At 42.2% G+C, this 13,181-nt stretch carries 15 protein-coding genes; 9 read left to right on the top strand and 6 right to left on the bottom strand.

The annotated features are described in order from the left end of the window. Nucleotides 1-144: 144 nt before the first annotated feature. Together ACFS6H_RS19700 and ACFS6H_RS19695 are read right to left on the bottom strand one after the other, a co-directional pair. Nucleotides 145-843, bottom strand: a complete 699-nt coding sequence (locus ACFS6H_RS19700) for a LytR/AlgR family response regulator transcription factor (protein WP_386103196.1) — start codon at nt 841-843, stop codon at nt 145-147. Further along, a complete protein-coding gene (locus tag ACFS6H_RS19695; protein WP_386103194.1) occupies nt 840-1,865 on the bottom strand; it encodes a sensor histidine kinase in 1,026 nt (341 codons plus the stop codon). The genes ACFS6H_RS19700 and ACFS6H_RS19695 overlap by 4 nt, the downstream gene beginning before the upstream one ends. A gap of 134 nt (nt 1,866-1,999) precedes the next feature. Here ACFS6H_RS19695 and ACFS6H_RS19690 point away from each other — a divergent pair, with 134 nt between their 5' ends. The 7 genes from ACFS6H_RS19690 (at nt 2,000) to fabF (ending at nt 8,501) form a co-directional block, all read left to right on the top strand. Beyond that, on the top strand, nt 2,000-4,393 hold the full coding sequence (locus tag ACFS6H_RS19690; protein ID WP_386103192.1) for an outer membrane beta-barrel protein: 2,394 nt from the start codon (nt 2,000-2,002) through the stop codon (nt 4,391-4,393). A gap of 120 nt (nt 4,394-4,513) precedes the next feature. Next, complete coding sequence (locus ACFS6H_RS19685; RefSeq protein WP_386103190.1) at nt 4,514-5,014, top strand: DinB family protein; 501 nt, start codon at nt 4,514-4,516, stop codon at nt 5,012-5,014. A gap of 160 nt (nt 5,015-5,174) precedes the next feature. After that, nucleotides 5,175-5,768 carry a TetR/AcrR family transcriptional regulator gene (locus tag ACFS6H_RS19680; RefSeq protein WP_386103188.1) on the top strand — a complete coding sequence of 198 codons (594 nt, stop codon included), beginning with the start codon at nt 5,175-5,177 and terminating at the stop codon, nt 5,766-5,768. 60 nt (nt 5,769-5,828) lie between these two features. Next, nucleotides 5,829-6,587 (top strand): SDR family oxidoreductase, encoded by a 759-nt coding sequence (locus tag ACFS6H_RS19675; protein ID WP_386103186.1) that lies wholly within the window; start codon nt 5,829-5,831, stop codon nt 6,585-6,587. Nucleotides 6,588-6,607: 20 nt separating this feature from the next. Further along, entirely contained in the window at nt 6,608-6,745 is a 138-nt protein-coding gene (locus ACFS6H_RS19670) for a DUF2798 domain-containing protein (RefSeq protein WP_386103184.1), read from the top strand. Between the two features lie 82 nt (nt 6,746-6,827). Beyond that, the gene (locus ACFS6H_RS19665; protein ID WP_386103182.1) at nt 6,828-7,262 is read left to right on the top strand and encodes a PaaI family thioesterase; all 435 of its coding nucleotides are present in this window, start codon (nt 6,828-6,830) and stop codon (nt 7,260-7,262) included. Then, on the top strand, nt 7,263-8,501 hold the full coding sequence (gene fabF, locus ACFS6H_RS19660; protein WP_386103180.1) for a beta-ketoacyl-ACP synthase II: 1,239 nt from the start codon (nt 7,263-7,265) through the stop codon (nt 8,499-8,501). Nucleotides 8,502-8,593: 92 nt separating this feature from the next. On the opposite strand, the gene ACFS6H_RS19655 is transcribed toward fabF, so the two are convergent. The 3 genes from ACFS6H_RS19655 to ACFS6H_RS19645 all read right to left on the bottom strand — a co-directional run bounded on the left by ACFS6H_RS19655 (nt 8,594) and on the right by ACFS6H_RS19645 (nt 10,535). Further along, complete coding sequence (locus ACFS6H_RS19655; RefSeq protein WP_386103178.1) at nt 8,594-9,652, bottom strand: NAD(P)-dependent alcohol dehydrogenase; 1,059 nt, start codon at nt 9,650-9,652, stop codon at nt 8,594-8,596. 167 nt (nt 9,653-9,819) lie between these two features. Beyond that, nucleotides 9,820-10,152 carry a nuclear transport factor 2 family protein gene (locus ACFS6H_RS19650; RefSeq protein ID WP_386103176.1) on the bottom strand — a complete coding sequence of 111 codons (333 nt, stop codon included), beginning with the start codon at nt 10,150-10,152 and terminating at the stop codon, nt 9,820-9,822. A 20-nt stretch (nt 10,153-10,172) separates the two neighbouring features. After that, a complete protein-coding gene (locus tag ACFS6H_RS19645; RefSeq protein WP_386103174.1) occupies nt 10,173-10,535 on the bottom strand; it encodes a winged helix-turn-helix transcriptional regulator in 363 nt (120 codons plus the stop codon). 79 nt (nt 10,536-10,614) lie between these two features. Between ACFS6H_RS19645 and ACFS6H_RS19640 the strand changes: the two genes are divergently transcribed. Then, nucleotides 10,615-11,493 (top strand): NmrA family NAD(P)-binding protein, encoded by an 879-nt coding sequence (locus ACFS6H_RS19640; protein WP_386103172.1) that lies wholly within the window; start codon nt 10,615-10,617, stop codon nt 11,491-11,493. Nucleotides 11,494-11,556: 63 nt separating this feature from the next. On the opposite strand, the gene ACFS6H_RS19635 is transcribed toward ACFS6H_RS19640, so the two are convergent. Continuing rightward, entirely contained in the window at nt 11,557-12,456 is a 900-nt protein-coding gene (locus tag ACFS6H_RS19635) for a LysR family transcriptional regulator (protein ID WP_386103170.1), read from the bottom strand. A 96-nt stretch (nt 12,457-12,552) separates the two neighbouring features. On the opposite strand from ACFS6H_RS19635, the gene ACFS6H_RS19630 reads away from it, so the two are divergent. After that, entirely contained in the window at nt 12,553-13,173 is a 621-nt protein-coding gene (locus ACFS6H_RS19630) for an NAD(P)H-dependent oxidoreductase (protein WP_386103168.1), read from the top strand. The last annotated feature ends 8 nt before the right edge of the window (nt 13,174-13,181 follow it).

Raw genomic sequence — 13,181 nt, 5'->3', positions numbered from 1 at the left:
GATCAAAGTATTAAAGCATAAAATAATGGTGGAGCCGGATGATTGTGCTGCCGGCTCCGTGGATCATTGGATAAATATACACAAAAAGGGCCGTTGATAGTACAAACGGCCCTTGCTGCATACTGCTTTTTTATACCATAAATACTATTTTTTATCCAGCCATTCGGCTACCAGTTTTCTATAGGTTTCGCCAATAGGTAAAAAACTACCGTCACTCATCTGTACCTGGTTGCCTTCTATTACTTTTATTTTGTTTAAGGGGATGATATAGGAGCGATGGATACGCACAAAACGGTTGGCGGGTAGCTGCTCTATTATATCCTTCATGTTTTCCAGCACCATGATCTTTTCGCCGGGGGTATGGATACGGATATAATCTTTCAAACCTTCAATAAATAAAATGTTGTCCGTGGCAATTTTGTAATGTTTACGATCGGCTTTTACAAACAGGAAATTATCCGTGTCCTGCTGCTGAAAGGTTTCCTGCCAGCGGTTATATTTTTCTACACTCTGGTAAAAGCGGTTAAAAGTGATGGGTTTAACGATAAAATCAATGACATGAAACTGGTAAGCTTCCAGTGCATATTGCGGGTAGGCCGAAGTGATGATAAAGTTATGTTTGTGGTTGAACATCTGCATCAGTTCAATGCCGGTAAGCTGCGGCATCTGGATATCAATGAAGATGAGGTCCACTGTTTCTTTATTCAACACTTCAATGGCTTCAAATACATCACTGTCGGCGTACAACACATTCAACTGCGGAACTTTGGATGCATAGTCAGCCAACAGTTGTACGGCAAAGGGCTCATCGTCTAATATGATACAGTTTATTTTCTTTTTCATATAAACCTGATTTGAAGGTCGGCGGTGAAATGGTTATGTTCATTGGTCAGTAAGAGCTGGTGTGTGTCTGGGAAATGTATATCCAGCCGGCTCTTTAAGTTGTCCAGCCCGATGCCGCCGAGTTTATCTTTCTTCTGGGTGCCGATTTCGTTGCTTACCTGTAGATGTAATAGCTGGTTATTGGCGGTAAGTACTATCCTTATAGGATTTTCAGTAGAAGCAACACCATGTTTTAATGCATTCTCCACCAAAGGGGATAAAATATAAGGTGGTATTTCAATATGCTCCGTATTGGTTTGAATATCCAGTTGTACAAAAGCGCTCTCTTTATGCCTTAACTGTTCCAGTTCAATATAGGCTTTGATATAGTTGATCTCCTCCGATAACCAGATCTTTTCTTTCTGCGATTCATATGTAGTGAACAACATGATCTGGCTTAGTTTTTCAATAGCGGGTAAAGATTTATCCGATTTAAAATAAACCATGGAGTAAATATTGTTCAGGATATTGAAAATAAAATGCGGGTTGATCTGGGCCTTCAGGAATTTGATCTCCGTGTTTTTATTTTCTTCCAGGATAGCTTTATTGTATTCCTGCAGCCGCACAAAGTAGATGCCGAACCATAAAAAAGAACTGAAGATGATGGGCATGCTGCTGTAATGCAGGTTGTCCAGCATATAATTAATGAATGTAGGATCAATATAATTTACCCGGTTGAATAGAAGATTGGTGATCACCTGTTCGGTAAGCCACCTGGCGCCTGTAAAGAATAAATAGGAAATAAACAGGCCGGCTAATAGTTTTTTCCATTGAAAGGTGCGGAATACCTTTTTCATTACTACCAGGTAATGAAAATAAAAGGTAGCCATAAATACAATGGCATAAGTGATATAGAACAGATCGGGAACGATCCATTGGGCATACAAAGGGTTTTTAACAAAGGCAAAATAGCCGGTTAATAACCAGAAAATAATATGGATCAGACATTCCATGCGCCTGGATAATGTCCCTTTATACACCATCTGAATAAATTTTAACAAAGATATTCATTCACCCGTTAGGGCCTGACCGGGTTTGTAGATGAACGGGAGGGGTTTGTCGATAGAAATAGTTTTATGTACCGCGGAACGGCAGTTTTGTGTCCTAATTAAAAAGTATGAAACAGATCATTTTTTTACTGGCGGTATTGGTTTGCCAGGCCAGGGTATCGGGACAGCATTTTACGATCAGGGGTAAAGTGGTAAATGCGCAGCATGCACCTGTTGAGTTTGTCTATGTAAGTTTATTAAGCAAAGATTCGGCACTGGTACAAAGAACAGCTACAGACAGTACGGGCCTGTTTATAATAAAAAGCGGGACAGGGAATTACCGCCTGGTGGTGGAGCAATTTGGCCGGGAGTTTTTAAATAAAACCTTGTTGCTGAATGGCGATATGGACATGGGCATAATTACCATAAATGAAATGGCAGAACTGGGAGGCATAACGATTGCTTCCAGGAAAAAACTGGTAGAGCAGAAAGTAGACCGGCTGGTTTTTAACGTAGAACAGGCGACAGCTATAACCGGCGGTACGGCCCTGGATGCCCTGAAAGCCACACCTACGGTGAGGGTACAAAACGATATGGTGTCTATTGTGGGGAAAGGGGAGGTGCTGGTAATGGTTGATGACCGGTTACAACGCATGTCGCCGGAAGACCTGGCCGCTTTCCTGCGATCGATACCTGCTGATAATATTAAAAGTATTGAAGTGATCACGGCGCCACCTGCTAAGTATGATGCCGAAGGGAACAGCGGACTGATCAATATCCGGCTTAAATCGGCCAGGAAAAATAGCTGGAATGCGAACCTGGGAACATCCTACACACAAAAAACCTATGCCAGTAACAACCTGCAGGGTTTATTTAACTATAACCGTGACCGCCTGGCGGTTCAGGCTAGTGTGAGTAAGAGCAAGGATAAATTATTGACAAGTTCTGAAGGACATATCTTTTACCCAGGTGAATGGTGGAAACAGGAGGTGAGCAATAAATCGGTAAGTCATATATGGGGTTTGGGATTGGGTGTTGATTACAAAATGAGCAGGCAATGGAGCAGCGGCATTAAATACCTCGGAAGCTTTACAGACAAAACATCAGCCAATAACCCGTTCACAACCCGGTTTGATCATGTTTCGGGTTTGCCAACGTCTTATATAAGAACGGCAGCAGATGCAGGGAACAAGCCTGTCATGCATTCCATTAACTGGTATCATACCGTAGCCTTAGGCACCGCGGGTAAAACCATATCGGTAGATATAGACCATTTTAATTACCGCAAAAAGGACCGCCGTTTTTTTGCAGGCAATGAACTGGACGAACAAAAAAATAATATACCCAATAGTTTTTTCTCTTCCACCAATAGCAATATCAACAAGGTGCAGAACTATTCGGGAAAGATCGATGTGACATTACCTTATCAATGGGCGAATATCAGTTTTGGCGGAAAGATTGCTTATACCAATACCAATAACGACCTGGTGGTGTATGATCATCATACGGGTGAGCCGGTTTTAAATACGGATCAATCCAACATGTTTAATTATAAAGAATACAATGAAGCCCTGTACTTTTCGGCCGGTAAAAAACTGCATGAAAAATGGGAGACGCAATTAGGCTTACGCATGGAAGCAACGCAAACCCATGGTTATTCAAAAAACCTGGACCAGGAGAATAAAAATAAATATGTAAGATTGTTTCCAACGGCCTATATCACTTATGTACCGGATCAACGAAATTCTTTTTCGTTTAATTATAGCCGTCGTATCAGGCGACCGGATTTTGAATACCTGAACCCTTTTGTGATCCGTACCAGTCCCTATTTTTATTCGGAGGGTAATCCTTTCTTACAACCTTCATTTATTGATAACCTGGAGTTCTCCTATATCAACAACCAGAAATGGGTAAGCTCGGTATATTATTCCGGTGTGAAGGATTTTGGGCAGGAGTTGTCCATTGCAGATCCGGTGACCAATATTACCCGGCAAACGCCGGTGAACTATGCCAACACTTTCCAGCTGGGACTTTCTTCCTATTATCATTTCAGCAAATGGACATGGTGGAACAGTTTTAGCGGTTTTAATATGAACTACCAGCATGTACAATCAAAAACAAGGTTTATCACTTCAGTAGATGGATTGAATGCCTACCTGTATACCAACAACGATTTTACCCTGAATAAACGGAAAACTTTTTTCGCGGGATTGAATTATGCCGTACAGTTACCCGGGCGTTACCAGGTATTTCATATTTCTTCCATGCATATGCTGGATGTTTCGGTGAAATTTTTATTACTGGATAAAAAACTATCCCTGACGCTTGTGGGTGAAGACCTGCTGAATGCTCAACGGCCTTTAATTACGTATTATTCCAACAGTATAAAAAATAATGTACGCAGCTACGGTGATACCAGGGGCTTCAGGGTGTCGCTGAGTTATAAATTTGGCAATAATGCTATTAAAGCCAAACAAAGAAATGCCGGGAACGAGGAAGAAAGAAACCGGGTTGGGTTGTAATGTGGAAGGGGATCTATAAAATGCCCGGATGGTATCTTTGTTTTCTCATTAACAATAAACGGTGTTTGATTAATATGTACCGGTTTTACACTAATTTTAGAATAAGAAATTTCATGTAATATGATCAAGCAGGCATTACTTGGAGAATTTTTGTACGAAGCAGAAAATACAAGAAAGCTGTTGCAGGCTATTCCTGATACAGCGCTGGAATACCGTCCGCAACCGCATCTCTGGTCGGTGGCACAACTAGCTTCACATGTCACGGCTATCTATGCCTGGTATGAAGGTGTTTTTGGTGTAGATGTTTTTGATTTTGGCAGTTTTCATTATAAAAGGGAAGACCATAGCCAGATTGCCAATATTATCGCCAAATTTGAAGAGAATGTGGCCAAAGCAAAAAAGGCCATTGAAGCGTCGGATGAATCCACGTATTTCAATGAGTGGGTAATGAAAAGCGGCGAGCAGGTCTTTGTTGGTCCTATGCCCAAGGTACAGGCCATCCGTGGATTTTTGTATAACCACCTCTACCATCACCGGGGTGAACTGGTGGCACACTTGCGTGCAACGGGTAATGCTGTGCCCGGTTTATATGGTCCCACCTATGAACAGTCGAAGAAATAATTAAAAAATGTACCGAACATACAAGGTGATAGCACAGGCTATCACCTTTTTTTTGACCTGCTATTGTTATTAAATTCATAATATGCTGAATTGAGGTGTAAAAAATAATATACCGAACGGTATATTATTATATCTTTGTGGAATAAATTACTAAAACCTGATGTCAAAGGCTGAACAGACACGTCAATTCATCATTGAAAAAACAGCTACCCTTTTTAATAAAAACGGGTATGCCGGTACTTCTTTGTCTGATATGACCGCTGCCACCGGCCTGACAAAAGGCAGTATTTACGGTAATTTCCAGAATAAAGAAGAAGTGGCGATTGCTGTATTTAAACACAGTCTGGGGGAATTAACCGGGAAAATTAAAAGGGCTATTGCTGCCGAAACCTCTGCTTATGACAAACTGTTAGCTTTTATCAATTTCTACAGGAATAACTGGTCATCCATTTCTGTAAAGGGTGGGTGTGTTATGCTGAATGCGGCAACGGAGGTAGATGATGCCCTGCCTTTTATGAAATCGACTGTGCAACAGGCATTTGCCAATTGGGCAAAAGAGATGACAAAGATTATGGAGGCAGGGATAAAAAAGAATGAATTCCGGAAGGATATTGATACAAAGGCATACGCCAGTACTTTTTTAATGCTGATTGAGGGTGGTATTTTATTGTCAAAAGTAGTGAACGGTCCTGATCACCTGAACCTGGCTTTAGACCGTATTGTAAAAATTATAAACGAGGAAATTGTAAAATAAATTTTTTTATCATAAAATATACCGTTCGGTATATTATTTAAACAACTTAAATTTCATTATATGAACACGTCGAACAATACCATTTTAATATCGGGCGGAAGCGCAGGCATTGGTTTTGAATTAGCCAAACTGTTATCGGAAAAAGGCAATACGGTTATTATCACCGGGCGGAACAAGGAGCGCCTGCTGCAGGCTGCTGCCAGCTTAAAAGGTGTAACGCCGATAGTAGCAGATGTTAGCAAGGAGGGTGATGTTGAACGTTTAGTGCAGCAGGTGTATACCGATTTTCCACAGCTTAATATGGTCATTAACAATGCCGGCAGGGCTTTGGTGTACGACCTTGCCACGGAAAATATACAGGCATTTGAAAAAGCAGCGGATGAGATGCTGACCAATTATTTGTCGGTTATACGGTTGAATGAAAAATTGTTACCCTTGCTGAAAAAACAGGAATCAGCTGCGATAGTGAATGTATCTTCCGTGGTAGCATTTGTACCGGGTAGCCTGGCAACCTATTCAGCCAGTAAAGCCGCCTTGCATTCCTATACGCAATCCCTGCGTTTGGCGTTACAGGGTACACCGGTAGCGGTGTTTGAATTAATGCCACCGTTGGTGGATACTGAGTTTTCAGCTCCTATCGGAGGTAAAAACGGTATTTCACCGCAGGCAGTAGCGGAGCAGTTTCTACAGGCGTGGGAACAGGATCAATGGGAAATAAGGGTAGGCAAAACTGAGGATATGTATAGACTGTACCTGTCGTCGCCGGAAGAAGCCTTGAAAGTGATGAACCAGACCAGGACAAAGCCGGTGACCGCTTAATTATTCCGGAAAACATTTTTATGAAACAAAAAATTGTATTTGCCCTGATCATGGGCATACTAACCACGGGTATTATTTCCTTCACGCTGATCACCGTGAATGTTGGCTGGGCACATTTACATACATCGGTATGGTTGAGATCATGGGCTGTTGCTTAGTTGATTGTCGTTCCTGCGATCCTGACCATTTCACCATGGGTTGAAAAATTAGTATCGTTCTTAATTCCTAAAAAATAACAGGATGGATGCATTAACAATTATGAAAAGTTTTATTGGGAAAGAATTTTCAGCCTCACCCTCGCCGTTTATGCGCTGGTTAAACCCTGTTTTAAAAAAAGTGGAATCGGGTACTTTGGAATTTGAATACCAGGTACGAGAAGAATGGCTGAACCCTGTGGGAAACTTACACGGCGGCGTTACTGCGGCGATCATTGATGATGTACTGGGTGCAACAATGTTTTCTTTGAATGAGGAGTTTTTTTATACCACTATCAACAATGTGATCGATTATTTTTCGGTAGCAAAAGCCGGTGAAACGATCATTGCAAAAACCAGGATCATCAAGAAGGGAAAACAGTTTGTCAATGCAGAATGTGAAATATGGAATGCCGGTGAAACAAGACTGATAGCCAAAGGGTATTCCAACTTATTTAAAACAGACTTTAAGAAAAATTAAATGAAACGAGTAGTAATAACAGGGTTGGGTACGGTTAACCCCCTGGGAAACGAAGTAGACACTTTTTGGCAAAACAGCCTGGAAGGTAAAAGAGCCGGGGGTATGATCACCCGTTTTGATGCTTCCCGGTTCCGCACACAGATCGCGGCAGAAATAAAAAACTTTGATCCGCAGCGATATCTTGACCGGAACGAAATTAAACGCAGTGACCTCTTTACACAATATGCGTTGTATAGTGCAGCACAGGCCTGGGAAGATGCAGGTTTGGATATGAAAAACATTGATCCTTTTGATGTGGGTGTGATCTGGGGGGTAGGACAAGGCGGAATGGAAACCTTTGAAACAGAAGTGGAGCAGTATGTGACAGGCAATTATATGCCACGTTTCAGTCCTTTTTTTGTACCGCGACTGATCGTGAATATGGCTTCGGGCATGATCTCCATGAAATATGGCTTGCAAGGTATTAATTACACAACGGTTTCAGCCTGTGCCACTTCCAATACCGCCATTATGGATGCGTTCAACTATATCCGTTTGGGTAAGGCAAAGGTGTTTATAAGCGGAGGTTCCGAAGCGCCCATTACTCCTGCATCGGTTGGTGGTTTTTCTGCTATGAAAGCGATGAGCACCAGGAACGATGATCCGTTGCGGGCCAGTCGCCCTTTTGATACGAACCGGGATGGTTTTGTAATGGGAGAGGGGGCAGGTGCATTGGTGCTGGAAGAGTATGAACATGCTAAAAAGCGGGGTGCAAAAATTTATGCCGAGTTAGCTGGTGCTTCTATGACGGCCGATGCCTATCACATGACATCGCCACACCCTGAAGGCTTGGGTGCGGCAAAAGCCATGGAGCTGGCCATGGAAGAAGCCGAACTGAATATTACTGAACTGGATTACCTGAACCTGCATGCAACGTCCACCCCGGTAGGTGATATTGCAGAGTTAAAGGCAGTAGCAAAAACATTCAAGGGTTCAGCTAATTTGTGGGTGAATTCTACCAAATCAATGACGGGGCATTTGCTGGGTGCGGCCGGCGCAATCGAGGCTATTATCGCGATAAAATCGATTAATGAAAATATTATTCCCCCAACGATCAATATTGAGCAACCGGATGCAGATATACCCGCAGGTATTCAAATCGTAAGGGATGAACCCCTCCAGAAAAATATCAGAACGGCCATGAGCAATGCTTTTGGTTTCGGGGGACATAATTCAACCCTGGTATTTAAATCCCTGTAATATTTAATTACTGTTACAGGCAGTATCTTGCTACAAACAAAAACGTCGTTAAAGTATATACCTTAACGACGTTTTTTAATAAAAGAGATGAATTAGTTTTTTAAACTCTGCATATCAATCACAAACCGGTACTTCACATCACTTTTCAACATTCTTTCGTAAGCATGGTTGATATCCTGCATCTTGATGATCTCGATATCGGATACAATATTGTGCTTGCCACAAAAGTCCAGCATTTCCTGTGTTTCGGCAATACCACCGATCACAGAGCCTGCTACTGATTTACGCCCCAGGATCAATGGTACCGTATGTAACATGGGTTCCAATGGTCCTAAATAGCCCACCAGTACTACCGTGCCGTTAATATTTAATGTAGCCACATAAGGGTTTACATCATGTACATAAGGAACAGTATCGATGATGAGATCAAACTTTCCTTTTACCGCATTCATCTGCGCTTCGTCAGTTGAAATAATTACTTCATCTGCGCCCAATGCTTTGGCGTCTTCCGTTTTACCGGGTGTCCTGGAAAATAAAGATACACTGGCGCCTAAACCTTTGGCCAGTTTAATGGCCATATGTCCTAAACCGCCTAAGCCTACAACGGCTACCTTACTGCCTTCTTTTACATTCCAGTGGCGCAGGGGCGACCAGGTGGTGATGCCTGCACATAATAAAGGTGCTGCAGCTGCCAGGTCCAGGTTTTCCGGAACCGATAATACAAAATGTTCGTCAACAACTACTTTCTCCGAATAGCCACCAAAGGTATGACCACCCAGGTGTTTGTCCTTTCCGTTATAGGTACCGGTAAAACCATTCAGACAATATTGCTCCAGGTCCTGTTGGCAACTGCTGCAGGTCTGGCAACTGTCTACAATACAACCTACAGCGGCCAGGTCGCCTACTTTAAATTTTGTTACCTCGCTGCCTACCCGCGTTACTTTGCCTACAATTTCATGGCCTGGTACAACAGGGTATTTACTACCGCCCCAGTCATTACGGGCTGTGTGCAGGTCAGAGTGGCAAACGCCACAGTATAAAATGTCGATCTCTACATCCTTTGGTGTTACCGTCCTGCGGTGGATGTTCATTTGCTCCAGATTGGCTTCGGGTGCAGTGGTCCCGAATGCTTTAACATGTATTGTTTCCATAATCTTTTTTATGTTTGGTTGTTTAGGAAGCAAAGGTAAAGTGTATGGACGGTTCAAATATTTGCGAAAAACGGGCTGGTTGATTTTTGTTGATAACTGGTGTTTTAAAGCCAGTATTTTATCACAACTATTTTTGAGCTGGTTTGTTTAGGGTAGGTGTTGCCGTTTTATAATAAGGCCGCTTTTACTGTTTTGATCTTATCCTCCCCGAAAGTAAAGTCAAACATTCCTTTTATTTTACCTTCAGGAAATTCACCGGTGAACTCCACTTCAATATAAGCCGCGTTTTTCCGGAGCTTTGTTTTCAACAACCTGGTTTGCGTTTTGTAACCGATAAAATAACTGGTATAATACTCTTTTATTCCTTTATGTCCGGGGAATGTGCTGCCTACTGATGGGTCGTCCAGTACCGCATCCTTCGAAAAAAAGGATAAATATTTTTTTGTGTTATAACTATTACTGGCCGCTATCCAGTCAGCTATAAATGTTTTTATGTCCATTGTGTAAAGTTATAGTAGTATCAGGCAAATACGCCTTCTCTTTCCTTGATGGCCCATTTGGCCATGGCATTAATTACCGGTAATAACCCTTTGCCGGAAGTACTCAGCCTATAAATAACATGGGGTGGTACGACCGGCTTTGATTCGCGGATGATTAGGCCGTCTGCCTCCAGTTGTTTCAGGTGTTGTATTAATACCTTTTCTGTAATAGCCGGTATGGCCCTTTTGAGTTCGCTGTAACGTTTGGTACTGGTGGACAGGTGGTATAAAATAATAGGTTTCCAGTAGCCGCCTATCTTTTCCATTACATAGGTAACCGGGCAAAGGTCCAGGGCATATTGTTTATTTTCCTGGATGGTAGATGTTTTTTTAATCGCTGTCATTATACATACTTTAGGGTAAGTACTTGTATAAAAGTAAGTACAAAGATAACTTTGCTGTCAGAAATAAAAAATATTTAGCATGAAAATTACAGTATCGGGTTCTTTAGGGAACATAGGACAACAATTAGTAAAGAAACTGGTAGCAGCCGGGCAAACCGTAACCGTTATTACCAGTAACGAGACCAGGAAAAAAGACATTGAGGCGTTGGGTGCTACGGCTGCCATCGGCTCGGTGAGTGATGCGGCTTTTTTAACCAGCGCTTTCACCGGTGCTGACGCTGTTTTTGCGATGACACCTCCAAACCTGGGCGGGGCCAATATTGTGGCCAATACAGCCGCTGCCGGTGAAGCATTTGCCAAAGCCTTTAAAGCCGCTAACGTAAAACAGGTAGTGATGCTCAGCAGCATTGGTGCTGACCTGTCAAATGGCAATGGTCCTATTGAAGGCTTATACCAGGTAGAGAATATTTACAACCAGCTGGAAGGTATTAATATTACATTCCTGCGTGCAGGTTATTTTTATACCAATTATTACAATGATGTACCGGTAATTAAAGGCGCCGGCATTATTGGTTCTAATTTACCTGCTGCTACCTTATTACCCCTGGTACACCCGCATGATATTGCTGCCACTGCTGCCGTTGCCTTACAACAGCCTGCAACTGGTAAACAGGTTCAGTATATTGTGAGCGATATCCGTACTGCTGCTGATGTGGCCAAAGTATTTGGCGCGGTTATCGGAAAGCCTGAGTTACCCTGGGTTGAGTTTACCGATGAACAGGCTTTGGAAGGTATGAAAGGTGCCGGCGTTCCGGCAGAGATCGCACAACTGTATACCGATATGGGAGCCGGTTTACGTGCAGGTAAGATCCAGGCACATTTTAAAGCCAGCGGTGCGCCTGTGGATGGTAAGATAAAACTGGAGGATTTTGCAAAAGAATATGCAAAGGCTTTTTAACATTATATACCATAGGATAGACAAACCCGGATCTACTGATCCGGGTTTTTTTTATGGTAATCGTTATTTCCATTTTTTTGTAAAAATGGCTTTTAACCGGTCCAGCTCCTGATGGTAAATGGTGTTTTTCCGGGAACCAAAATAAAGCGTGTTCTCCAGCGGTTTAATACCTTCCCAAACCAGTTTTATCTTTTTGTTTTTAATAGCGTCCATACATAAAAAATCGGGGACAATAGAAAAGCCATTGCCATCACTCAAACAACGGATAATTGAGCTGATATTGGGTACAATATAGTTAGGACGGAAATCAGGATGCTCCTCGAAATTCTTTATCCAAAAATTTTTCAGGTGTTCCATATCTGCCGTGGTGCTGTACCAGCATTGTTGTTTTAAGTAGGTGGCCAGTTCAGGTACCCGTTTATTTGCCAGTATTTTTTGTAAAGGTTTAATATCCGTTTTACCACCTGCGATCAGCACGATACGTTCTTTGGAAAACGGTGTATACTCCAGGTTTTTATGGTTTCCTTTTTGGGGTGTAACGATCAGGTCCAGTAAACCATTATCGAGGTCCTGCAGCATTTGCGGGTATTCTCCAAACTTAATGATGAGGTTAAAAGGCAGGCTGGCAATATGTTCTTCCAGAGTATACTGGAAGGTTTCAAAGCACATGCCTACGCTGATGGTGGCTCTTTCGGATTGCGCTCTTTTGTGAAAATGCTGTTCGGCAGTCTCCAGTTTTTTGATGGGCTCCAGGATAAAATTGTATAAAAACTTTCCTTTTTCTGTTGGCACCATCCTGCGTGCCGAACGGTCAAACAGCTTATAACCCGTATAGGCCTCCAGCGAACTCAAATGCAGGCTTACACCGGGTTGCGAAATAAATAATTCCTGCGCTGCACCGGATAAAGTGCCTGTTTCGTAGATGGCTTTAAAGGTACGGAACCACTCAAAATTTGTTGGCATAAACTATTATAATTATGATACAAATGTACAATTTATGTTATTTTAATAATAATAACCGGCAAGCTAATTTTGCCTTGTCATTTTAAAATAATAGCGATGAAACATATTTTTATTATCAATGGTGGTCAGCATTTTGCCCATTCCGGCGGCGCTTTCAATAAAACCTTAACTGGCTGGATTGTGGAGTATTTGCAGCAAAACGGTTTTGAAGTAAGGGTAACGGATATTAATGATGCTTTTATTGCGGAGGAAGAAGTAGCGCATTTTAAATGGGCCGACCTGGTAATTTATAATACACCTATCTGGTGGTTCCAGGTACCTAACCGTTTAAAAAAGTATATTGACGAAGTGTTCACAGCCGGGCATCAGAACGGTATTTACCACAGTGATGGCCGCTCACGCAGCAATCCGGCAATTAACTATGGTACCGGTGGTTTGATGCATGGTAAAAAGTATATGGTCAATACCAGCTGGAATGCACCGGATACGGCTTTTACCTTACCGGGTGAGTTTTTTAACCAGACTTCTGTGGATGATGGGGTATTGTTTGGTTTCCACCGCATGAATGCTTTTACCGGTATGGAGAAAATACAGGGCTTTCATTTTCATGACCTGGAGAAGAATGCTACAACGGAGCGTATTAGTAATTACAAAAAAGAATACATAACCCACCTTACACAAGTAATAGGCGAGCGGGTAGCAGTTTGTTTATCATAATGACAGTG

This window comes from Terrimonas rubra (assembly GCF_042686025.1).
Taxonomy (GTDB): Bacteria; Bacteroidota; Bacteroidia; order Chitinophagales; family Chitinophagaceae; genus Terrimonas; species Terrimonas rubra.
Note: the sequence above shows the minus strand (reverse complement) of the source record. Positions and strands in the feature narration are given on the sequence as shown.

Excerpts from the sequence above, each read along its gene's own strand:
- ACFS6H_RS19675 (WP_386103186.1), top strand. The coding sequence starts at position 5,829 with ATGAACACGTCGAACAATACCATTTTAATATCGGGCGGAAGCGCAGGC.
- ACFS6H_RS19690 (WP_386103192.1), top strand. The coding sequence starts at position 2,000 with ATGAAACAGATCATTTTTTTACTGGCGGTATTGGTTTGCCAGGCCAGG.
- ACFS6H_RS19650 (WP_386103176.1), bottom strand. The coding sequence starts at position 10,152 with ATGGACATAAAAACATTTATAGCTGACTGGATAGCGGCCAGTAATAGT.
- ACFS6H_RS19630 (WP_386103168.1), top strand. The coding sequence starts at position 12,553 with ATGAAACATATTTTTATTATCAATGGTGGTCAGCATTTTGCCCATTCC.
- ACFS6H_RS19685 (WP_386103190.1), top strand. The coding sequence starts at position 4,514 with ATGATCAAGCAGGCATTACTTGGAGAATTTTTGTACGAAGCAGAAAAT.
- ACFS6H_RS19670 (WP_386103184.1), top strand. The coding sequence starts at position 6,608 with ATGAAACAAAAAATTGTATTTGCCCTGATCATGGGCATACTAACCACG.
- ACFS6H_RS19635 (WP_386103170.1), bottom strand. The coding sequence starts at position 12,456 with ATGCCAACAAATTTTGAGTGGTTCCGTACCTTTAAAGCCATCTACGAA.
- ACFS6H_RS19640 (WP_386103172.1), top strand. The coding sequence starts at position 10,615 with ATGAAAATTACAGTATCGGGTTCTTTAGGGAACATAGGACAACAATTA.
- ACFS6H_RS19700 (WP_386103196.1), bottom strand. The coding sequence starts at position 843 with ATGAAAAAGAAAATAAACTGTATCATATTAGACGATGAGCCCTTTGCC.
- ACFS6H_RS19680 (WP_386103188.1), top strand. The coding sequence starts at position 5,175 with ATGTCAAAGGCTGAACAGACACGTCAATTCATCATTGAAAAAACAGCT.
- ACFS6H_RS19665 (WP_386103182.1), top strand. The coding sequence starts at position 6,828 with ATGGATGCATTAACAATTATGAAAAGTTTTATTGGGAAAGAATTTTCA.
- fabF (WP_386103180.1), top strand. The coding sequence starts at position 7,263 with ATGAAACGAGTAGTAATAACAGGGTTGGGTACGGTTAACCCCCTGGGA.
- ACFS6H_RS19655 (WP_386103178.1), bottom strand. The coding sequence starts at position 9,652 with ATGGAAACAATACATGTTAAAGCATTCGGGACCACTGCACCCGAAGCC.
- ACFS6H_RS19695 (WP_386103194.1), bottom strand. The coding sequence starts at position 1,865 with ATGGTGTATAAAGGGACATTATCCAGGCGCATGGAATGTCTGATCCAT.
- ACFS6H_RS19645 (WP_386103174.1), bottom strand. The coding sequence starts at position 10,535 with ATGACAGCGATTAAAAAAACATCTACCATCCAGGAAAATAAACAATAT.